Raw genomic sequence first — 21,658 nt, forward strand, 5'->3', positions numbered from 1 at the left:
AAGAGATATTCTGGCCGCCTATGGGCTTTCATCAGTGACGAACCTCGGTGGGCAATGAGTACTGGCGAAGCCGCTGTAAGCATCGGAAAGCTGGCGTAGAGTCGATTTCGGACGGATGATGGTGTGCGGTTTCCTCGTTGTCGGCTGCATGCTGTGCGACGGGAGCCCGACGGGAAACAAACGGCAGCCGGGTTGCCAACCTAACGCGAGGAGTCCAGCATGTGGAGTCTGCTCTTGTTGCCATTCATCGGCTTGTTGTGGGTGCCCTTCTATAACCACGAACTACCTTCCCTATTCGGCTTTCCTTTCTTTTACTGGTACCAGCTGGTCTGGGTGCCAATCACTTCCCTGCTGATCTGGATCGTATATCGCCACGGCGTGCGTAAGGGAGACGAATAATGAATGGCCAAGTCAACTGGACGGCGCTAGGCGTCTTCATCTTTTTCTTTTTGCTGGTGACGATCATGGGTTTTGCCGCATCGCGCTGGCAAAGCGGCAAGGCCAATAAAGGTGCGCATCTTGACGAATGGGGTCTGGGCGGCCGCAATTTCGGCACCTGGATCACCTGGTTCCTGGTCGGCGGCGACTTCTATACCGCCTACACCGTCATCGCCGTTCCGGCGCTGGTGTACGCAGTGGGCGCCTACGGTTTCTTCGCGCTGCCGTATACGATTATCGTCTATCCGATCGTGTTCATCATCATCCCCAGTCTGTGGCATGCTGCGCAGCGTGCCGGCCATGTGACCGCCGCCGATGTGGTGTACGGGCGCTACGGTTCGCGCTGACTTGAATTCGCCATTGCGCTCACCGGCGTGGTCGCCACCATGCCGTATATCGCCTTGCAGCTGGTCGGCATGGAGGTGGTGATCAAGGCGCTGGGCTTGACGGGCGAACGGCCGCTGGCGGCCGCGTTCGTGATCCTTGCGCTATATACCTATTCGGCAGGGTTGAGGGCGCCGGCACTGATTGCCTTTGTCAAAGACCTAATGATCTACATCGTGGTGCTGGTTGCGGTGGTGCTGGTGCCGATGAAGCTCGGCTCGGAAAAGCCGCGACCAGTTGACTTACGCATAATTGCCGCCTCGCACCGAGATCTGCGCCAGTTGATTACCGAAGGACGCTTCCGTGAGGATCTGTATTACCTTCTTATACCGGCAGATGAAGCGCTTCGGTATCGTTGCGCCTAATCAGCTTGGATAGCTTAATAACCGTTTTCACATCCACCGGCGTTGCCTCCCCCTCCTCAGATCACCTCTTTCAATTATTCCGGGATAGCCGGATTCTCCAATGTCGAGATATCCTGCGTGGAATTAACGAAGTGACGCCAGCACGGTGGAGGGCAATCATGCTTGATATCACGACTGAACTCAAGAAAGCGACATTGGCATTGATCTACAGGCGGACAAACAATCTACGTGCCGTCCAACTTTTGCTTGGCCACACGAAACTGGAAAGCACAGTTCGCTATCGGGTATTGAAGTAGATGGCACTCTGGAAATTTCCGAACAGACTGAGATCTAGAAAGCGCTGTCTATGTCGGCCATACGGACGTCGTTTCGCGCGAAGCCATATGGCCGCTTTCTGCCATAATGCTGAACGCGTACAACCAGCCAGTTCCTGCCGTGCGCGAAAGGCAGCTTCGAGGAAATCCTCATGCTAATATCCGCGCTTGATCACCCCAGTGAACCACACCATGGAATTAAGACAACTCCGCTATTTCATACGGGTCGTTGAGTTGGGAAGTATGGGCCGAGCTGCGGTGGACTTGGGCGTGGTCACTTCTGCGCTTAGTCAGCAAATCAGTCGACTCGAGGGTGAACTCTCTACCCGTCTGTTGCGGCGTACAACGACCGGCGTTGTCCCCACCGACGCCGGTTTGGCATTTTGGCACCAGGCGCAACTAGCGCTGCGGCATGTCGATGAGGCAGCGCGTGCTGCGCAGCACGCACGCATGTCCGGGCATGTCAGTGTCGGTTTTGCGCCATCGACGGCATCGGTTCTGGCGCTGGCCTTCATGAGCGGCTTGCGTGCCCGCTACCCCGACATCCGTTTGCATCTTGTCGAAAGCCTGTCGGGCAACTTGGCGGCCATGCTCAATGCGCGACAACTCGATCTCGCCATCCTGTTCGAGACAGACGCGGCCAAGCGCCTGAGCGCGACGCCTCTTCTGGACGAACGCCTCTTTTTGATCGGCTCCCACCAGCTCATTGGCATGCCCAAAGGCAAACAGATCCACCTCAAGGATATCGGCGCGTTGCCGCTGGTCATGCCGAGTGGAACCCACGGGCTGCGAGCGGTCGTGGCGACGGCATTCACGCAGGCCAAGTGCGACCCAAACATCGTCGCCGAGATTGACGGCCTGGCCATCCTCATGGATGTTGTTCGGGCAGGACTAGCGGCGACGATTCAGCCCGGTGCGGCCGCCTCACGTCTCCCCGGATCCGAGGTTCGGCTTATACAGGTGGCGGATAAGGGTGTTCGCCGGCGCAATCTGTTGGCCAGCCTGCCGGAGGATGAACTATCCCCCGCGGCACTGGCCACGCGGATTGTGCTGAAGGACGTCGTGCGAGAATTATTGTCTGAATCCCATTGGATAGGTGCAAGTCTTCACGAATCATGAACGCGGCTTGCCTGGCTGACGACTACCGGAGTTGATGCAGTCCATCTAGAATTGCCCACATAAAAAGGAGGCGAACGATGGTAGACGTACTGGTTATTGGTGGCGGCAATGCGGCACTGTGTGCGGCGCTGATGGCCCGCGAAGCGGGTGCGTCCGTGTTGCTGCTTGAAGCATCGCCACGTGAATGGCGCGGCGGGAATTCGCAGCACACGCGCAACCTGCGTTGCATGCACGACGCGCCGCAGGACGTGCTGACCGACGCCTACCCCGAAGAGGAATACTGGCAGGATCTGCTCAAAGTCACCGGCGGTATCACCGATGAAAAGCTGGCGCGCCTCGCGATCCTGGCATCGTCGACCTGCCGTGACTGGATGCGCCGGCATGGCGTGCACTTCCAGCCACCACTGTCGGGTGCGCTGCATGTGGCGCGCACCAACGCTTTTTTCATGGGCGGGGGCAAGGCCTTGGTCAATGCTTACTTCCGTAGCGCCGAAAAGCTCGGCGTGCAGATCCGTTACGACACGCCAGTGGTGTCGGTCGAGCTCGACGGCGACCGCTTTGTTGCCGTGCGCACCGCCAAGGGCGAACGCATCACCGCGAAAAGCTGCGTGCTGGCCGCCGGTGGCTTCGAGTCTAACCGTGAATGGTTGCGCGAAGCTTGGGGCCAGAACGCGCGCGGCGAATGGCCGTCCGACAATTTTCTGATCCGAGGCACACGCTTTAACGAAGGCGTGCTGCTCAAATACATGATCAATGCCGGGGCTGATTCGATCGGCGACCCGACGCAAGCGCACATGGTGGCAATCGATGCACGCGCACCGCTCTATGACGGTGGCATTTGCACCCGTATCGACTGCGTCTCGCTCGGCTTGGTGGTCAATCGCGAAGGTGAACGCTTCTATGACGAGGGGGAGGACTTCTGGCCCAAGCGCTACGCCATCTGGGGCCGACTAGTGGCCCAGCAGCCAGGTCAGATCAGTTATTCCATCATTGACCAGAAAGCGATTGGACGCTTCATGCCACCGGTGTTTTCTGGAACCACGGCCAACACGCTGCTCGAGTTGGCCCAGAAGCTCCGGTTGCCCGAGCAGGCCTTCGTCAAGACGGTGGACGACTACAATGCCGCCTGCGTTCCTGGCAACTTCGACCACACGGCGCTCGACGACTGTCGCACCGAAGGTCTCACGCCCGCTAAAACGCATTGGGCGCGACCCATCAACACGGCACCGTTCTATGGCTACGCCCTCAAACCGGGCGTCACCTTCACTTACCTTGGCCTGAAGGTCAATGAGCATGCCGCCGTGCACTTCGGCGGCAGACCCAGTCCCAACCTCTTCGTTGCCGGCGAAATGATGGCGGGCAACGTGCTCGGCAAGGGTTACACCGCCGGCGTCGGCATGGCCATCGGCACCGCCTTTGGACGCATCGCTGGCACGCAGGCGGCCGCCGCCGCAAAGAAAGTCGAACATGCAACAGCTTGAAGCCCTGACCAGAGAAGCCAGCGCGCTGGCCTCTGGCAGTTACCCCGTGATCCCGATCCTGAGCGTCAATGAGACCGAGGTCGGCCGCCAGATGATGATCTGCAATTCCTGCCGCTACTGCGAAGGCTTTTGCGCTGTTTTCCCCGCCATGACGCGGCGGCTGGAATTCGGCAAGGCCGACATCAATTACCTCGCCAACCTATGTCATAACTGCGGTGCCTGCCTACATGCGTGTCAGTATGCACCGCCGCACGAATTCGCTGTCAATGTGCCGCAGGCCATGGCCAAGGTACGCGTCGAGACCTATGCCGACTATGCTTGGCCGGCGGCTCTCGGTGCGCTATACAAGCGCAGCGGCCTGACACTGTCGCTGGCATTGGTCGCAGGATTAGCGCTATTCCTGATGCTTGCCGCCGGACTGCAAGGCTCGCTGTTCCAAACGCCTGCGGGCGGTAACTTCTATTCGATTTTTCCGCACAACCTGATGGTAGGCCTGTTCGCGCCCATCTTCCTGTTCGCAGTGCTGAGCCTCAGCCTGGGCGTGCGGCGCTTTTGGAAGGACGTGTCACCCGGAACCGCCACGGCCTCGGCCGTGGGAGATGCCGCCGACAAGGTTCTAAGGCTGAAATTCCTGGATGGGGGGCACGGTGAAGGTTGCAACAACGCGAACGATAGTTTTACGCTGGCGCGGCGCCGCTACCACCACTTCACGTTTTACGGCTTCATGCTGTGTTTCGCGGCCACTAGCGTGGCCACGCTGTACCACTACCTGTTCGGCTGGGAAGCGCCCTACGGCTTGACCAGCCTGCCAAAGCTGTTGGGCATCGCAGGCGGCGTTTCGCTGCTAATCGGCACTGCGGGTCTGTTTGTGCTGAACCTGTGCCGCCACCCGCTGCAAGGTGATGCCGCGCAGAAGCCGATGGACCGAGGTTTCATCGCCCTGCTGTTCCTAACGGCAGCGAGCGGCCTGATGCTGATGCTGTCACGCGGCACTCCGGCACTGAGCCTGACGTTGTGCGTGCACCTGGGCGCGGTCATGGCGCTATTCGCCACATTACCTTATGGGAAATTCGCTCACGGCATCTTCAGAAGCGCTGCACTTCTCAAGTGGGCGATCGAGAAACGCCAACCAAACTCACTACAACTAAGTGACGACTGAACGCCAGACGCGGTCACTTTACATGATGCGTTGGCCCTGCTCATCAAAGCCAAAACAAACGACATAACCCACAAAAATATTCGGAGACAAATGCCATGACTGCCAAGATCACCACCGTGGGCGACACGGTTTCTTCCCCACCGTCGAAGATCGGCGCCGTGCTGCGCGTGACCAGCGGCAACTTTCTTGAACAGTTCGACTTCTTCCTGTTCGGCTTCTACGCAAACTATATTTCCAAGGTTTTCTTCCCGATCGATAGCGAGTTCGCGTCACTGATGCTGACTTTCGCGGTGTTCGGTGCCGGCTTTCTGATGCGGCCGCTGGGCGCGATCATCCTGGGTGCGTACATCGATAAGGTTGGCCGGCGCAAAGGACTGATTGTCACGCTCTCGATCATGGCCAGCGGTACGGTGCTCATTGCGCTGGTTCCCGGGTACGCATCGATCGGTCTGCTCGCGCCCGCGTTGGTGCTGATCGGCCGCTTGCTGCAAGGCTTCTCGGCCGGGGCCGAACTGGGCGGCGTTTCGGTCTACCTGGCGGAGATCGCCACGCCGGGCCGCAAAGGCTTCTACACCGCGTGGCAATCGGCCAGCCAGCAGGTCGCCATCGTAATGGCGGCGGCGCTGGGATACGGCTTGAATCACTGGCTCTCCCCGGCGGAGGTGGCCGCGTGGGGCTGGCGTATCCCGTTCCTGATCGGCTGCGCGATCGTGCCCTTCATCTTCATTCTGCGCAGCAGCCTCCAGGAGACCGTCGAGTTCCAGGCGCGCCGTCACCATCCCGATATTCGCGAAGTATTCAACTCGATGGTTAAAAACTGGCGCACGGTGCTGACTGGGATGCTCTTTGTAGCGATGACGACCACCACTTTCTACCTGATCACCGTCTACACACCAACCTTCGGCCGTACCGTGCTGCACTTGAGTGCAGCCGACAGTCTGCTGGTCACGCTGCTGGTGGGACTGTCCAATTTCGTCTGGCTGCCGATCGGCGGTGCGCTATCCGACCGCATCGGCCGCAAACCTATCCTGGTCGGCATCTCCCTTCTTGCGCTGCTGACCGCGTACCCGGCGATGTCGTGGCTGGTCGCCAACCCCAGCTTCGGACACTTGCTCGCGGTGTTGCTGGTGTTCTCGTTCTATTTCGGCATGTACAACGGCGCCATGGTGGTAGCGCTGACAGAAGTAATGCCCGTCAACGTCCGGGTGGTCGGCTTCTCACTCGCCTTCAGCCTTGCCACCGCCGTCTTCGGTGGATTTACGCCCGCCATATCGACCTATCTAATCGATCTTACCGCCAACAAGGCGTCGCCCGGCCTTTGGATGAGTTTCGCTGCACTATGTGGGCTTGCTGCAACTTTGATTCTCTATCGGCGAGGTGGCGCAGCGAGCCGCGCCGAGCAGCGAGACGCTGGTTGCGGCCCGTCAGCCGCAAGCACGTAACTACCGCTACAAGCAGAACACGACGCCTTGCACTGCTACGACCGAATCGTCCTGCATACCTGCGTCCAACAGCTTTGGGCGTAGGCTCTTGATATGCAAGTGCACAGTACGGCGCACGACCATATAATGGAGCTCGTATTGCTGGACCACACGACTGCGCCGAACAAATGCCCATCGTGGCGACTACCTGGTTATCCGGTTGCGCGTGCGCCGTTGGCCAACAAGATTCCATTCGAGGAGATTCGTTCTGACCATGGACGACTGGGAAGACTCTTTTTTGTAAGTGAAACCTCCCTTTAAAAGGGTCACTATCGTGAGACATTAATCCAAGGGATATCGGCAATGAAACAAGCACTGTGCTTTGCATTATTAACGTGTCTCTGGATGTCTGGCGCGAACGCAGCGACACCAGCAGATTCAGCGACACCTTCTGGAGCAACCATCATGTCCAATGCCGATCAGCCTTCCGCCGCTCAAATAAAAGAAAATAAGCAAACCGTCCTTGCCTTCTACGAAGCTGGACTGAACCAGAAGGACTTTGCCGCCGCGAGCCAATATTTAGGGCCATACTATAAACAGCACAATCCCCGCGCTGCAGATGGCATTGAGGGTTTTCATAACTTCATCAACTTCCTCAAGGTAAACGTCCCCACCTCACATAGTGAGATCAAGAAAGTGTTCTCCGACGGCAATTTTGTCATCTTGCATGTGCATAAGACCACCAGCCCCACTGATCGCGGCGTCGCCATCATCGATATCTTCCGTCTGGAACATGGCAAGATCGTCGAGCATTGGGATGTGACGCAGGAGATTCCTGAGAAGACGACGAGTGGGAATGGGATGTTTTAACTTTCGGCTCTGGTGCAAATAGAAGCGACTTGGAGGGCCGTTTCCAGTGCGCGCTCCGGTACATTATTCACGCGGCAACGACCATGATGCCCCCTGGCTGGCAAAACGCCCCCCCAGAAACTCAATGAGTGCACGCACTTTGGCCGAGACATGTTTACGCGTGGGATAGACCGCATAGATACCCAACTCGATTGACCGATACTCCGGCATCAACTCAACCAAGGTGCCGTCTGACAAATCCTTTCCGACCAGGAAAGTGGGCTGCAAGATCACTCCCTGATGTGACAATGCTGCGGCCCGGCACGTATCACCATTATTGGCGTGAATCCACGGATTGGTCTTGACGTTCACGGCGCCCTCTGGTCCGTTAAACCGCCATTCGTCTTTGGTTGCCCAATAGCTGTAGGAAATGACCGAGTGCTGCGCCAGATCAGCCGGATGCGTGGGCGTTTCGTGTTGCTCCAGATAGGTCGGCGATGCGCACAGCACCATGCGGGTGGTCGCCAGTCTCTTGCTCACTAAGGTTGAGCTTTCCAACGTGGCAATACGGATGGCGACGTCGTAACCTTCCTCTACCAAATCCACCAACCGATCTGCCAATGTCACGTCCAGTGTTACTTTTGGATGTTGGGCTTTGAACGCGCCCCATAGTGGCGCCAGATGAAGAATGCCAAAGGTAAATGGTGCATTGATTCGCAGTAAGCCACTTGCGGCGGCGCTGCGCGAAGTGATTTCATCCTCTGCCTCTTGCAGTTCAGCCAGAAGCTCCTTGCTACGGGCATAAAAGACTTGCCCTTCATCGGTCAAAGATAGGCGCCGCGTTGTGCGGTGCAGTAGCCTCACCCCCAAACGGGTTTCCATGTCGACCACGTACCGCGATACCGCGGCTTTGGACATATCCAAAGCGTCTGCTGCCTTAACGAAGCTACCTGCATCGACCACCGCATTAAAAGTCCGCATTTCAAGGAATCGGTCCATTATCCCTCCTTATGAAACAATAAATCTATATTTACAGTGTTTATCTTCCAACAAAGAACTAATAAAGTCTATCCCATGCACCGCAAAACATTACGTTGAGTCGATGCAGTATCTGCAAACAGACAAATTAAACTAATAAAAGGAAGCATCATGAAAGTAACAGTCATCGGCGCCGGCAACATGGGCTCAGCCTTCGTCAAACAACTCACCCGCGCTGGCCACCAGGTCACCGTGACCACCCGCAATCTGGGAAAAGCACAGGCTGTGGCTGCTGCCAACCCAGATGCTATTGCCGTTGTTGCAGTCAATGCGGCAGCGGTCGCCGACGTGGTCGTGCTGGCAACCAGCTACGATGATGCCGTGTCTGCATTGAAGAGTGTGGGCGACTTGTCAGGCAAGGTCGTCATCGATATCACCAACCCACTGACTGCCGACTACATGGGGTTGACCTTGGGCCACAGCACCTCTGCATCAGAAGAAATCGCCAAGGCGATTCCCGGTGCTGAAGTTGTCAAGGCTTTCAACACGGTGTTTGCACAGGTACTGTCGGATGGCGCTGACTTTGGCAACGGCCAGACCGTTTCGGTGTTTGTTGCCAGTGACAGCGCGCGCGCCAAGCAGACCGCCAAAGCGCTGGCCGAAAGCATGGGCTTTGTCACGGTAGATGCCGGTGGCCTGAAAAATGCCCGCTATCTGGAACCGGTGGCCGGCTTCAACATTTATCTGGGTTATGGCGCAGGTCTGGGCACTTCAATTGCGCCCGCCTGGATCAAACGCGCTTAAAAATACGGGGTTTCTGCAAGAGCTAAGCCCTGCAGAGATCCAGCCATATCAATCATTTAGTTCATTTCATTTTTTAGGAGTTCATCATGTCCAAGTCCGTTCAAAATAGTCTCACCCTTGCCTCTCGCCTGCTGTTCGTAGCGCTCTTCCTTCCCGCAGGTATCGGTAAGCTTACCGGCTTCGCCGGAACCGTAGGCTACATCTCTGCTGTAGGCTTGCCACTTCCCACCCTCGGAGCAGGGTTGGCGCTGACCGTTGAAATTTTGGGTAGCCTGGCGCTTCTGGCAGGATTCGGCACGCGCTTTGCGGCCTTGGTCCTGGCTGCGTTCACGCTGGTGGCCAGTTTCTTCTTCCACGCCTATTGGGGAGCGCCTGCTGACCAGGCATACGTAACACAACTGCTGTTCTTCAAGAACATCGCGGTGGTCGGCGGCTTGCTGGCGCTAGCGGCCAATGGCGCCGGTGCATGGAGTGTTGACGCGCGCAGCCACCGCTAATTGAAACAGAAACAACATGACAACCATTACTAAAGCACCGGTATTTTTTATCTCGCATGGCGCCCCCACCTTTGCCATTGAGCCCGGAGTGCTTGGCCCCCGCCTGCACGAACTGGGCGGGCACCTCCCTGCACTCAAAGCAGTGTTGGTGGTGTCGCCGCACTGGCAAACACATGGCGTGAAAGTGATGAGCAACGAACAGCCCGGGACGGTGCACGACTTTGGCGGCTTCCCCTCCAGTTTGTACACATTGCAGTATCCCGCCACGGGTCAGCCGGAACTCGCCAAAGAGGCCGCCAGATTGCTGACCGCAGCCGGCTTTGCTACTGAATTCGATGTGCATCGCGGACACGATCACGGTGCCTGGATTCCAATGATGCACCTGCTGCCCAAAGCGAATGTTCCGGTGTTTCAGGTATCCATGCCCCACAACTTGAACAGCCTGCAGGCTGTGAAGCTGGGGCGAGCTCTGGCGCCACTGCGTGAGCTGGGTGTGCTTATCGTCGCTTCCGGCAGTATGACGCACAACCTTTTTGAGTTCCGCCAATCGGGCAGTGCCCCAGCGGCATATGTCAGGGAATTCTCCGCCTGGGTACAAACTGCAGTGCTTGCCAACGCGACAAGTCGGATCATCCGATACCGCGCCGAAGCACCGCATGCCGAGAGGGCGCACCCGACGGAAGAGCATTTCCTTCCTCTTTTGGTGGCGCTGGGGGCGCAGAACGATTCCGATACCGTACAAGCCATTGATGGTGGCATCACCCACGGCGTATTATCCATGGATTCGTATGTCTGGGGCATGCCTCAGCCCGCCGCTGTTTCAGTGGCGCCATAGTCTGAATATAGAAAGAAATTACAATATGAACACAATCCCATCCACCCCAGACCTGCACACGGATGCCGACCTGGGCCTGTCTTATCGAATTCGGCAACCGGTGCCGCTCAAGCCCACCCGGTGTGTGGTCCTTCTGCATGGCGTCGGTGGCAATGAGACGAACTTGATCGACTTTGCCGCGGGCATAGACCCACAAACCCTGGTGATCTTTCCGCGCGGTCCATTGCAATTGGCGGCGCAGCAATTTGCCTGGTTCAGGGTTGCATTCACCTCGGCAGGACCCAGCATCGTGGCTGAAGAAGCCGAGAGCAGCCGGGAGGCCTTGATCCATTTTGTGCAACAGGTGCAGGCGCGGTATGGTATCTCGGCGCGCAACACGGTCATTGCCGGCTTCAGCCAGGGCGGTATCCTCAGTGCAAGTGTGGCCCTGAGCGCACCCGAACGCGTCGCAGGCTTTGGTATTTTGTCTGGCCGCATTCTGCCTGAGCTCACCCCGCATATTGCCGACAAAGGGCGGCTAGAAAACCTTCGCGCTTTTATCGGCCATGGCGAGTTTGATACCAAGCTGCCAGTGATGTGGGCGCAGCGCTCGGACCAATTACTGGGCGAATTGGGTGTGGCGCATCTCACGCATCTTTATCCCATCGACCATGGCATCAGCTTGGCCATGAAAACCGATTTTTTGGAATGGCTTGATGGCCTGTTAAAAGTATCCGTCAACGGAAATTGAAATCCGTCAACGCTACATCGCCATACGACGAAGACCTAATATGAAACCAAATGAAACAAATGAGCGTCACCTCGCCCGTATTCGGTTTCTTGACCGATGAAGATGCCTTGACGGACAGTGGCGAGTGCCGTGTGAGGGATTTCGCGTAAAACGATTGAGTATCCTGATTTAACGGAAAGTCATCGAGTACAACCAGCTCGTTGCCGATATCGATATGGTGATTTTGCATAACGTGCACGGAATATCCCGGATTCTGAAAGAACTGCATGCCAAAGGATATATGCTGACCGAAGAAATTCTGAGCGGAATGGCGCCATGCCGAAGGAGCCGTCAAGCATGGCGCTACGCTCGAGAAAGTTACCAAAACGTCTGGTGTGGCCATTGCTGTCAATGCTGGGGCTGCGTTGGTATATTCGGCACGGGTAATGGGTGCTTTTTCAGTCAAAAAAAAACAAAATAAAGTCAGCATTTAGGGCATTCCACTGTATGATTTTGGCATCACGCAGGCGTGAAATTTAAGTTCTTTCTGCGTCAATCAAGCAGTAAAGCGAGTTCTATTTCCAATCATAAAACGTGAAGAGGGTAATCATGAGCCAATATCACATCGCCGTCGTAGTCGGTAGTCTCCGCAAGGATTCATACAATCGCAAGTTGGCAAGCGCCATCGTCAAACTGGCGCCGTCCGAGTTCTCATTCAAACAGCTGGAAATTGGCGATTTGCCTCTCTACAACCAAGATGACGATGCGCAACAGGCCGCTTCCGTCAAGCGCCTGAAAGCAGAAATCGCTGCTGCCCAAGGTCTATTGTTCGTCACACCCGAATACAACCGTTCGATCCCCTGTGTACTCAAGAACGCCATTGACCACGCTTCACGCCCTTATGGCCAGAGCGCGTGGGCGGGCAAGCCGGCCGGTGTGCTGGGTGCATCAGTCGGTGCCATCGGGACCGCCGTCGCGCAACAGCATTTGCGCAATGTTCTCGCTTACCTGGACGTACCAACGCTAGGCCAACCGGAAGCATTCATCCACGCCAAGGATGGCTTGTTTGATAGTGCCGGCAATATCGGCCCGGACAGCAAGGCATTCCTGCAAAGCTGGATGGATCAGTATGTTGCGTGGGTAAAAAAGCACGTTGGCTGAGGTTGGCTGAGACACTAAAACAAAGATATTGGTGACACGAACTGGAAAAGATGGTCAGAACTCAACGGAACCGTCGAGTTCTGACCATCGATCTACCAAGTCAGATCCAGCGTGCTGTCAGTCGAATCTATCCTCAAGGTAGCGACCCGGCCGAGCCATCATCAATCCACCAGTGGCTATGGGAATCACAGTAGCTGCATGCACCCAAAGCGCCATCGTCCAGCTGCCCGTGATAGCGTAGAGCCCAGCCACCCAGCAGGGGCCTAGCGTCCCGGCGAGGTATTCAATGCCCATTGCAAAGCCGGCTATGGCAGCAGAATCCATGGTGGTGCGGGTGCGAAGATTAAACATGAAGTGCTGTTCCGACCGACACGGGGCTGGTGACCAACTGGGTCAGGCCCAGCTTGTGCGTGACCGGTGCCCGGACGGGGCCTACTTGCGTCGCTATGAACCAATACGGCGAAGCCTCAACAACTGGATGCACCAAGGGCTCACGGCGATCAGCGACAACACACCCCACTACGCCAATGAGGCTTGCCAGCCGAAGGCATTCGCAACGGGGATAGTCGTCATGGCGGGCGTGTGGACCCGCAAGAAAGACGATCAGCTCCGCGATGTCGGCCGGGTCGACGAATTTCTTGAATGATTGATTGGCTATCGCCAGAACTCTCCTGATGAGCAGGAAGGGAGAATTGTGGAAACCAAGACAATTGGCCTCCCTTGCCAAAAATTTCCATCCGGCAATAAACATGGGCGCTGGCGCACCCCTAACCACATTTCAGACACTTCGCGCGCGCCGGCAGTACCTCAGCGAGTGATAACACCGGCGGGTACACGCTCAGAAAATAGTTGCGCCATCACTTGGCGCAGCCAGCGGTTCGACGCATCCGCGTGATAGCGCTCGTGCCAATGCTGCCTGACCGAGAAACTGGGCAACTTGACCGGCACCGACAGCATGCTTGATGAACTCGTTGATCCTGAGGTAGGCTTTGGGCAATGCAGGTGTTTGCTCGCGTCGTCGACTGCGAGAGCTTTTCACGCGCAGCCAAGTCGCTCGACCTCGCGAACGCGACAGTAACGTCGAATGTCAGGAACCTCGAAAAACACCTTGGCGTGACGCTCATGCAGGGCAACACGCGTTCGCTGAGACTGACGGATGAAGGGGCGACATATTACGAACGCTGCGTGGAGCTCCTGCGCGGCGTCGAGCAGGCCGAAACCGAAATTAAAGGGCAGAGCGGGAAGGTTTATGGAACGCTTCGGATCGAGTCTCCGGTTGCGTTTGCCAAGGCATTGATCTGTCCTGTACTTCCTGCATTCGCCGAAAAGTATCCGTCATTGTCGATCACGCTGGCGTTGACGGATCACCCCCGGAGTTTGATCGAGCGTGAGACCGACGTCGCGATTCGCATTGACCATGTGGATGACGTCGATCTCGTGGCGCGGGCCATCTATCGGGCCCGATACACAGTGTGCGGATCGCCGAGCTTGTTTGCGTCATTGAAGGTGCCCGGCTCGCCGCGTGAGCTTGACTCAAAGCTATGTCTTGGACTGCTCATCCCGGAGACTTTCGTTGCCCGAACCTGGGAGTTCTCCTGTGGAGACGAACAATATAACGTCCGCCCGGAGGGACAGCTTAATTACAACAGTAGTGACGCCTTAATTCAGGCGGCCCTTGAAGGGAAGGGACTCATCTATATATCGGACGTATTCGTCAATAGGTTGATTTCATCAGGTGCGCTTGTTGTAATGTTTCCTGAATGGGACACCACGTCACGCACCTTTTATGTAGTAACACCGCAAGCGCGGTTTATTGCTCCGAAAGCGCGTGCATTTACTGAGTTTCTTCTTGATATCTTGGACATCCAAAAAAGGCCAAACGCGAATTCTCCTATAGCAGTTCGAAGCGCTGTACACAGAATTTACACAGAAAAGCAAAAACCAACTGTGCAAAACGGTGTAAGCGCTTGATTTTATTGGAAAATTCTGGTGGAAAGTGCAAGTTTCGAACTTGCGACCCTCGCAGTGTGAGTGCGATGCTCTACCCCTGAGCTAACCTTCCATTTAGTCTTACTGTTGCGGCACTTTTGAAGCTGAATAAGGCATTCAGCAAGCGCCGGAAGAGGACCGAATTATCGCATGAAATACTTGCATGCGACAAGTATGAACCAGCATACCACCTGCCATAAAACGAACTATTGGCGCTTAGCCTCTAGTACGCCCTTGACCTCACGAATCACCATTAACGCTTTCTGCAATTGTGCAGTAGAGGCAATTTCAGCAGTGAAAGCCATCCGGGCGTGCGCTTTTGCGCTTTGTGTGCTGACCCCGATCACGTTGATTTTCTCACGCAAGAACACTTCTGAAATATCGCGTAACAAACCTTGGCGGTCACTTGCCAGAACAAAAATATCAACGGGGTAAACCGTCTCGACCGCTGGCGCACCCCAAGTTGTCTGGATAACGCGTTCGGGCGCTTTTACGCGCATTTCGGCGAAATTTTTACAGTTTTCCCGATGAATCGAAACGCCTTTTCCGCGTGTGACAAAGCCAACGATCGGGTCTGGCGGCGCGGGCTTACAACATTTCGCCAGTTGCGTCATCAGTCCATCTGTGCCGACTACCAGTACACCGCTCTTGGCACCCTGTTCTACGCTGGATGCCCGACTTTTACGCGTAATCGCGGCTTCTTCTTGCTGGACGTCGGTGGTCGTAATCTTGACGATTTCTTCATCGCGCAAGCCTTGCTCGACATGACGCAAACTAAACTCATCCTTGGCCAGTGCCAATAACAACTCATCAAGCTTGGCGAAGCCCAACTTACGCGCCAGCTCCTCCAGATTAACGGCGGTTTTTCCTTCGCGCTGCAAGGATTTATCCAGTAATCCGCGGCCGGTCGATAACGTTTCTTGCTGTTCGATAGCGTTAAACCAGGCCCGTACTTTAGAGCGTGTACGTGCACTTGTCGCATAACCGGGGGTGAGCCAATCACGTGATGGCCCCGCTGTTCCCGGCGCACCTTTTACGGTGATGATTTCGACGGTCTGACCATTTTTTAGCGGCGTATTTAACGGCACCATAACGCCGTCAACACGCGCACCGCGGCAGCGATGACCGACGTCAGTGTGGAGGTGATAAGCAAAATCGATGGGCGTTGCCCCGTTCGGCAATTCGATTACCCGCGCTTGCGGTGTCAGGATATAAATATGGTCATCGAGCGTGGCAGATTTGAGTTTTTCCAGCCACTCGCGCCGACTGTCTTCTTGCTCGACAACGGCGTCCACCACTTCACTTTTCCACGCCAGTAATTGCCGCAGCCAGGCAATTTTCTCATCGTATTTTTGAGCGGAGAAATTCGAGCCGCCAGCTTCTTTATAGCGCCAATGCGCAGCCACGCCATACTCAGCAAAGTGGTGCATGTCATTGGTGCGAATTTGTACTTCCAACGCACGCTCGTCATCTGCCAGCACAACGGTATGCAGCGATTGATAGCCGTTTTGTTTCGGTCGTGAAATGTAATCGTCGAATTCTTTTGGGATCGGCACCCAGATATTATGGACAATGCCGAGGACCGTATAGCAGGTCTTCACATCGTCAACAATCACACGAAATGCGCGAACATCATATAACTCGGAAAAGTCGAGTTCCTTGCCGCGCATTTTATTCCAGATGCTGTAGATATGCTTAGGTCGCCCCGAGACCTCCGCCTTGATGTCAGCAGCCGCCAACTCACTGCGCAAGCGGGTGATCGCAGCATCGACAAACCCTTCCCGCTCGATACGCCGTTCTTCCAGCATTTTTGCGATGCGTTTGTAAGTCGCAGGATCAATGAAGCGAAACGATAAGTCTTCGAGCTCCCATTTGAGTTGCCAGATACCGAGCCGATTGGCTAACGGCGCATACAAATCGAGCGTCTCACGAGCGTATTGGCTGGTGCGTTCGTTCTCTAATTTGTGTTCGGAAAAATACCGTAATGCAGCAAGTCGCGACGCCAAACGGACCAGAACGACGCGCATATCGCTGGCCATTGCAAGCAACATTTTGCGTAATGTTTCGACTTGCGTAGCAGCCTGTTGCGCGGCATTTTTACCGCGCATGACTTCTTGCGGCAGCGCAAAGGTAAATCCATGCAAGCGCATCAGTTGGCGGATTCCCACCACTAAATCGCTGATTTCTTTACCAAAGCGCTGTTCAATCACAACCGACTTGGCCGGATCAATGATGGGCATTTCAAACAACAGCCCGGCGATACGCGTTTCTACATCAGTATTGAGCAACGCTAATATGCTGGCCACACCTTGCGAAAATTCCAGCGCGGTCTGGCCTGTGGTGATGGTCTGGTCCGCATACACAGGTTCGACGAATGCTAACGCCTCGAGTACGCGTGCGCTATCGTCGGCACTCAAGCCAGCGCAAAGCTGGACTTGAGCGGCATCTTGTGTTGAGGCAATGGCAACCATCGGCTAATTACTTCTGTGCCGCAACAATGACGATTTCGACCAGGATTTCAGGTCTTGCCAATTTGGCTTCCACGGTCGCACGCGGTGGACAATTTCCGGCGGCAACCCATTCGTCCCACGCTGCGTTCATGCCAGCAAAATCCTTGATGTCGGCCAAGTAGATTTGGCATGACAGGATGTGTTCTTTGCTGCTGCCAGCTTCGGTCAGCAAACGATCAATATGCCCTAATGTTTCACGGGTCTGACCTTCGATATTTTGGCTAACGTCTTCGGCCAGCTGACCTGCGAGATAAATAGTGCCGTTATTGATCGCTACTTCTGACAATCTCTTTCCTACATGTAAACGCGTGATACTCATAATGTCTCCTTTATAGTAAAAAATAATCTCGGGATGAGGCGATTGAAGCGGATGTCATCAACCATGACATGGTTAATCTATTCGGGCATTGATTTTCGTTACGCACATTTTCACCTTTTCATCCAAGCAAAAAGTGACTGACGATGGCGATCTGATCGGCATGCAGAAAAGTCGGTGCGTGACCGACGCCAGCCAACTCCACCAACTCTGGCTTAGGACCACGTTGCGTCATCAACAGCGCACTTTCACGTGACAACAAATCGGAATTCGCGCCGCGAATCAGTAAAGTCGGGCATTTAATTGCATCATACGCCGCCCACAACATCATTTCAGCGACCTTATAAGAGTCAACAGTTGAGGTTTTAAATGGCACGGCCAATCCTAAATCGTAATGGCGTACCCATTCTCCATCGGCATTTTGACGCAGCACGTCGGCTGCCATCTTATGCCACTCAACATCGGTATGTTCTCCGAACGGGAGCGAAATCGCTTTAATATACGCAGCGGCGGCTTCAAAAGTAGGGAAGCGCATATCTGCACCGATGTAGTCTGCGATACGAATCAGCGCCTCGGGATTTAGATTTGGGCCAACATCGTTAAGAACCAGTTTGCGAATCGGATTGTCTTGCAAAGAAGCCAATCCCAACCCGATCAATCCTCCCATCGACGTGCCCACCACATCCACCGTATCGGCATTTAATCTGGCGAGCAAAGTGACTATGTCACTGACATATTGCGGCACAACATAATATTGTGGATCACGTAAGCGACCCGAGCGTCCACGACCCACGATGTCCGGACAGACGACACGATAGGTATCGCTCAACGCGCGCGCCATTTGGTCAAAATCGTCAGAGACGCGGGTTACGCCATGCAAACATAGCAACACATTAGGATTGTGGGGATCGCCCCACTCCTGATACGCCATTGTATGCAGACCACCAGGAGAAAGACATTGAACAGTTTTATGCAAAGCTGAAGTCATGGGCGTTTATCCGGTTGAACATACGAGTGATTAGCCTCTATTCTACCGTCGCTAGCACTTTAAAACTTGTTCTAAAAGACAATACCGCTGAATGGCGACTATAAACCTTGATGAACAATCCATTGTGATAGGGCAATCTATCCATCATTTAGTGCACGATTGTCTTGCGCTAACCTCTCCTCCTATCGAGGATGAAAACGGACCCGACAAAAAAAAAGCGCTGACAATATCCGTCAGCGCTTTTTTCGATATAAAACCGATTTAATGCAGATTGCTAAAATCCAGCGACACGCCGGTCTTTTCGCTTAATTCTTCTCTAGTCACGCCGGTCGCCAATTCAACGACTTTTAAGCCATCTGGCGTTACATCCAGCACACCCAGATCCGTAATAATACGGTCAACGACACCAATTCCAGTCAATGGCAAATTGCAAGCCTCGAGAATTTTGTGCGAGATTGAACCATCCTTGGCAGTAGCGACGTGCTCCATCAATACCACCACGCGCTTCACGCCCGCGACCAGATCCATCGCGCCGCCCATGCCCTTGATCATCTTTCCTGGAATCATCCAGTTTGCCAGATCACCGGTTTTCGATACCTGCATCGCACCTAGAACAGCAAGGTTAACTTTACCGCCACGAATCATGGCGAACGAGTCAGCCGAACTGAAGAAAGACGATCCCGGTAGCGATGTCACCGTTTGCTTACCAGCATTGATCAAGTCTGCATCGACCTTATCGTCAGTTGGAAAAGGACCGATCCCCAAAAGACCATTTTCGGATTGTAGCCAGACTTCAATATCTTTCGGTACATGATTTGCCACCAATGTCGGCAAGCCAATACCCAGATTGACATAAAAACCATCCTGCAATTCCAATGCCGCGCGCGCGGCCATTTCATCACGAGTCCATGCCATGTTCATTCTCCGTTCTTATCAGTTTTTCAGCTAAATGCCATGCATTAATAAAGCTAGTCGATCTTGAATGCACGTATTAGCTGCAATATTAAATATACGATTAAGGCGTCGGGATTTATTTGCTCACCGTACGCTGCTCAATCCGTTTTTCAGGCGTTGCGTTGACGACAATGCGGTGCACAAAAATGCCAGGCGTATGCACTTCATCCGGGTCAATTTCGCCAACTTCCACCAGATGTTCAACTTCTACGATAGTAATTTTTCCGGCCATCGCGACGTTTGGATTGAAATTGCGTGCCGTTTTGTTATAAACCAGATTACCGCTGCGATCGGCTTTGTAAGCCTTGACGAAAGAAACATCGGCAACTAACGAACGCTCCATCACATATTGTTCGCCGTCGAATTCGCGAATTTCTTTACCCTCGGCGACCAAAGTACCGACACCAGTCTTGGTGAAGAATGCCGGAATACCAGCGCCACCAGCACGGAGTTTCTCCGCTAAAGTACCTTGCGGCGTGAATTCAAGCTCAAGTTCACCAGCGAGGAATTGCCGTTCGAATTCTTTATTTTCGCCAACATACGATGCAATCATTTTTTTGATTTGACGTGTGCTGAGCAGTTGACCAAGACCGAATCCATCCACACCGGCATTGTTCGAAATCGCGGTCAGATTTTGTACACCAGAATCACGTAATGCGGCGATAAGCGCCTCTGGGATTCCACACAAACCAAAACCACCTACGGCGATAGTCTGGCCGTCCTTGACAACACCTGCTAACGCGCTGACCGCGTCAGGATAAACTTTGTTCATACTGCTATCTCCTTTTGAGTAAACTGTAGACTTTTGCGAAATCACTTCAGCAAAGCGTTGCCAAACTCACCAACGAAGCCACTATAAAGGTAAGGGGCACTCTATATGCGAATAAGCATGACATCACTGAGGCGATTTTGCGGAGGCTCAAGACTATTTTGCCTGTAAATGCGTCTAATAGCATATGATGAAGCGACTCATCTCACAATACGGTAAAACTACGGCGCAATACACTTTTGGCGTGGGAGAAAAAAGCAGATGATCATTTCCATCGAAGCGCATCCCGTCATCAAAACGTTACTAAAACACATTCCTTTCTCTTCTATCTCATTTCAAAGCCGAGGGCCGAACCATTGCTCATGAATGACTCTCCAGCCATTGATTATCAAACCATTTTCGAGCATGCGCCCGTTGGCTTGTGCATTTCCCGACATCGTGTCATGCAAGTCTGCAACCGCGAGTTAACCAAGATATTTGGCTATGAAGCGGGCGATTTGGATGGTCAGTCATTTCAGATTCTTTACCCAACAGCGGATGAATTCGAACGCACTGGCGCACGCATCGTGCCGATTATGAATGCCAAGGGTATTTATTCAGACGAACGCATCATGCGCCGGGCTAATGGTGACCTGTTCTGGTGCCATGTCATTGGTCACACTCTGGTTCCCACCGACATGCATGCCGCCGGGATCTGGACTTTTGAAGATTTAAGTGGAAAGCGCAAAGTCTCCGCCGAATTATCGCCACGCGAGCGTGAAATTGCCGCGCTGCTGGTGGAAGGAAAAACCAGCAAATTAATCGGCAAGCAAATCGGCTTAAGTCCGCGTACAGTAGAAATGCATCGCGCCAACCTGATGAAAAAATTTACCGCGGCGACTTCCAGTGAACTGGTACACAGACTGCTTGGTGCAGTTAATCAATAAACTATGCGCGATGTGGATGGCTGGCTTAATCGAATGCCAGCCAGTCCAGGCAAGGACCTAGCCGACTAGCATGTGGCGAATCGGGTCTGGTAAGGGGATGGATTTTTCTTGCTTAAAATCAATCCATACCATTTTGGCCGAGCCTTCGGCAAAAATCACCTCGGGTACATCGACGCGACAAATTTCATAGGCGGTCTCAAAACTGGACCGCCCGACTGCGCCGGTATAACAACGAACCTCTATGTCGCCCGGATATTTCAGCTGCCGTAAAAAATTACATTGGGCGTTCACCATTACCGGTCCATCGAGTGGGCCGATTACATTTCCCATCTTTTCCATCCATTCGATACGTGCCTGCTCCATATATCTGAAATACACCGTATTATTCACATGCCCAAGTGCATCCATGTCGCCCCACCGAATAGCAATTCGGCTGCTATGGACCAATTTTTTACTTTCCATGATTTTTCTCAACAATACGTTGTAGGATTTGCGCAAACTATTCGAGCTACGTTGGCGAACTACTAAAGGCGCATAGCTTGCGAGTGATTATTTGCATTAGTTAAAAGGCACAACACGCTGGAACACTTTCCGTAGCATCTAGATAGCGTTTACTCACCGTGATTCATTGTTCACTGCGAGACGCTTTAGACTGATGTTGCGACGCAACACTCATTGTATAGAACACACGC

General features: G+C 54.1%; 22 protein-coding genes, 1 tRNA gene and 3 pseudogenes. 16 read left to right on the top strand and 10 right to left on the bottom strand.

The annotated features are described in order from the left end of the window. The first annotated feature begins 219 nt into the window (after nucleotides 1-219). From C7W93_RS08635 to C7W93_RS08670, 8 genes and pseudogenes are all read left to right on the top strand, one after another. Nucleotides 220-399, top strand: a complete 180-nt coding sequence (locus C7W93_RS08635) for a DUF3311 domain-containing protein (protein WP_108439641.1) — start codon at nucleotides 220-222, stop codon at nucleotides 397-399. Next, nucleotides 399-1,157: pseudogene (locus C7W93_RS25010) on the top strand (sigma 54-interacting transcriptional regulator); the annotation flags it as partial. The gene C7W93_RS08635 and the pseudogene C7W93_RS25010, both read left to right, overlap by 1 nt. 227 nt (nucleotides 1,158-1,384) lie before the next feature. Beyond that, nucleotides 1,385-1,521 (top strand): annotated as a pseudogene (locus C7W93_RS25015) (integrase); the annotation flags it as partial. Nucleotides 1,522-1,693: 172 nt separating this feature from the next. Beyond that, a complete protein-coding gene (locus tag C7W93_RS08650; protein ID WP_108440556.1) occupies nucleotides 1,694-2,620 on the top strand; it encodes a LysR substrate-binding domain-containing protein in 927 nt (308 codons plus the stop codon). A 77-nt stretch (nucleotides 2,621-2,697) separates the two neighbouring features. Continuing rightward, nucleotides 2,698-4,101, top strand: a complete 1,404-nt coding sequence (tcuA, locus tag C7W93_RS08655) for an FAD-dependent tricarballylate dehydrogenase TcuA (RefSeq protein WP_108439642.1) — start codon at nucleotides 2,698-2,700, stop codon at nucleotides 4,099-4,101. Next, nucleotides 4,088-5,260 carry a tricarballylate utilization 4Fe-4S protein TcuB gene (gene tcuB / locus C7W93_RS08660; RefSeq protein ID WP_108439643.1) on the top strand — a complete coding sequence of 391 codons (1,173 nt, stop codon included), beginning with the start codon at nucleotides 4,088-4,090 and terminating at the stop codon, nucleotides 5,258-5,260. Before tcuA ends, tcuB begins: the two co-directional genes overlap by 14 nt. A 95-nt stretch (nucleotides 5,261-5,355) precedes the next feature. Further along, complete coding sequence (locus C7W93_RS08665) at nucleotides 5,356-6,702, top strand: MFS transporter (protein ID WP_108439644.1); 1,347 nt, start codon at nucleotides 5,356-5,358, stop codon at nucleotides 6,700-6,702. A 342-nt stretch (nucleotides 6,703-7,044) separates the two neighbouring features. Continuing rightward, nucleotides 7,045-7,551 carry a nuclear transport factor 2 family protein gene (locus C7W93_RS08670; RefSeq protein WP_370446408.1) on the top strand — a complete coding sequence of 169 codons (507 nt, stop codon included), beginning with the start codon at nucleotides 7,045-7,047 and terminating at the stop codon, nucleotides 7,549-7,551. A 63-nt stretch (nucleotides 7,552-7,614) separates the two neighbouring features. On the opposite strand, the gene C7W93_RS08675 is transcribed toward C7W93_RS08670, so the two are convergent. Further along, nucleotides 7,615-8,529: a LysR family transcriptional regulator gene (locus tag C7W93_RS08675; protein ID WP_108439645.1), complete on the bottom strand. Its 915-nt coding sequence runs from the start codon at nucleotides 8,527-8,529 to the stop codon at nucleotides 7,615-7,617. Between the two features lie 150 nt (nucleotides 8,530-8,679). On the opposite strand from C7W93_RS08675, the gene C7W93_RS08680 reads away from it, so the two are divergent. The 6 genes and pseudogenes from C7W93_RS08680 (at nucleotide 8,680) to C7W93_RS08710 (ending at nucleotide 12,514) form a co-directional block, all read left to right on the top strand. Then, the gene (locus tag C7W93_RS08680) at nucleotides 8,680-9,312 is read left to right on the top strand and encodes an NADPH-dependent F420 reductase (RefSeq protein WP_108439646.1); all 633 of its coding nucleotides are present in this window, start codon (nucleotides 8,680-8,682) and stop codon (nucleotides 9,310-9,312) included. Between the two features lie 86 nt (nucleotides 9,313-9,398). Further along, nucleotides 9,399-9,809, top strand: coding sequence for a DoxX family protein (locus C7W93_RS08685; protein ID WP_108439647.1), 411 nt, complete (start codon nucleotides 9,399-9,401; stop codon nucleotides 9,807-9,809). Nucleotides 9,810-9,825: 16 nt separating this feature from the next. Next, nucleotides 9,826-10,644, top strand: a complete 819-nt coding sequence (locus C7W93_RS08690) for a class III extradiol ring-cleavage dioxygenase (protein WP_108439648.1) — start codon at nucleotides 9,826-9,828, stop codon at nucleotides 10,642-10,644. A gap of 25 nt (nucleotides 10,645-10,669) precedes the next feature. Beyond that, nucleotides 10,670-11,374, top strand: a complete 705-nt coding sequence (locus C7W93_RS08695) for an alpha/beta hydrolase (protein WP_108439649.1) — start codon at nucleotides 10,670-10,672, stop codon at nucleotides 11,372-11,374. Nucleotides 11,375-11,688: 314 nt separating this feature from the next. Further along, a pseudogene (locus C7W93_RS25020) lies at nucleotides 11,689-11,847 on the top strand (carboxymuconolactone decarboxylase family protein); the annotation flags it as partial. A gap of 115 nt (nucleotides 11,848-11,962) precedes the next feature. Further along, entirely contained in the window at nucleotides 11,963-12,514 is a 552-nt protein-coding gene (locus C7W93_RS08710; protein WP_108439651.1) for an NADPH-dependent FMN reductase, read from the top strand. Nucleotides 12,515-12,857: 343 nt separating this feature from the next. Here the strand turns inward: C7W93_RS08710 and C7W93_RS25025 are convergent, their stop codons facing one another. After that, nucleotides 12,858-13,265, bottom strand: coding sequence for a hypothetical protein (locus tag C7W93_RS25025; RefSeq protein ID WP_225869788.1), 408 nt, complete (start codon nucleotides 13,263-13,265; stop codon nucleotides 12,858-12,860). 87 nt (nucleotides 13,266-13,352) lie between these two features. Next, nucleotides 13,353-13,511 carry a hypothetical protein gene (locus C7W93_RS24605; protein WP_161539903.1) on the bottom strand — a complete coding sequence of 53 codons (159 nt, stop codon included), beginning with the start codon at nucleotides 13,509-13,511 and terminating at the stop codon, nucleotides 13,353-13,355. Between C7W93_RS24605 and C7W93_RS08725 the strand changes: the two genes are divergently transcribed. Further along, nucleotides 13,511-14,485 (top strand): LysR family transcriptional regulator, encoded by a 975-nt coding sequence (locus tag C7W93_RS08725; protein ID WP_108439653.1) that lies wholly within the window; start codon nucleotides 13,511-13,513, stop codon nucleotides 14,483-14,485. The genes C7W93_RS24605 and C7W93_RS08725 overlap by 1 nt on opposite strands. Before the next feature lie 16 nt (nucleotides 14,486-14,501). Here the strand turns inward: C7W93_RS08725 and C7W93_RS08730 are convergent. The 6 genes from C7W93_RS08730 to C7W93_RS08755 form a co-directional block, all read right to left on the bottom strand. Further along, nucleotides 14,502-14,576, bottom strand: a tRNA-Val gene (locus C7W93_RS08730). A 133-nt stretch (nucleotides 14,577-14,709) separates the two neighbouring features. Continuing rightward, nucleotides 14,710-16,974: a bifunctional (p)ppGpp synthetase/guanosine-3',5'-bis(diphosphate) 3'-pyrophosphohydrolase gene (locus C7W93_RS08735; protein ID WP_108439654.1), complete on the bottom strand. Its 2,265-nt coding sequence runs from the start codon at nucleotides 16,972-16,974 to the stop codon at nucleotides 14,710-14,712. A gap of 7 nt (nucleotides 16,975-16,981) precedes the next feature. Further along, entirely contained in the window at nucleotides 16,982-17,332 is a 351-nt protein-coding gene (locus tag C7W93_RS08740; protein WP_108439655.1) for a RidA family protein, read from the bottom strand. Between the two features lie 118 nt (nucleotides 17,333-17,450). Then, complete coding sequence (locus C7W93_RS08745; protein ID WP_108439656.1) at nucleotides 17,451-18,317, bottom strand: alpha/beta fold hydrolase; 867 nt, start codon at nucleotides 18,315-18,317, stop codon at nucleotides 17,451-17,453. 261 nt (nucleotides 18,318-18,578) lie between these two features. Continuing rightward, on the bottom strand, nucleotides 18,579-19,232 hold the full coding sequence (locus C7W93_RS08750; RefSeq protein WP_108439657.1) for a 3-oxoacid CoA-transferase subunit B: 654 nt from the start codon (nucleotides 19,230-19,232) through the stop codon (nucleotides 18,579-18,581). A gap of 115 nt (nucleotides 19,233-19,347) precedes the next feature. Then, nucleotides 19,348-20,043 (bottom strand): CoA transferase subunit A, encoded by a 696-nt coding sequence (locus C7W93_RS08755; RefSeq protein ID WP_108439658.1) that lies wholly within the window; start codon nucleotides 20,041-20,043, stop codon nucleotides 19,348-19,350. 359 nt (nucleotides 20,044-20,402) lie between these two features. Between C7W93_RS08755 and C7W93_RS08760 the strand changes: the two genes are divergently transcribed. Continuing rightward, entirely contained in the window at nucleotides 20,403-20,966 is a 564-nt protein-coding gene (locus C7W93_RS08760; RefSeq protein ID WP_108439659.1) for a LuxR C-terminal-related transcriptional regulator, read from the top strand. 57 nt (nucleotides 20,967-21,023) lie between these two features. Here C7W93_RS08760 and C7W93_RS08765 read toward each other — a convergent pair whose 3' ends face one another. Next, nucleotides 21,024-21,428, bottom strand: a complete 405-nt coding sequence (locus C7W93_RS08765; protein WP_108439660.1) for a thioesterase family protein — start codon at nucleotides 21,426-21,428, stop codon at nucleotides 21,024-21,026. Nucleotides 21,429-21,658 lie beyond the last annotated feature (230 nt).

Source organism: Glaciimonas sp. PCH181, assembly GCF_003056055.1.
Lineage (GTDB): Bacteria > Pseudomonadota > Gammaproteobacteria > Burkholderiales > Burkholderiaceae_D > Glaciimonas.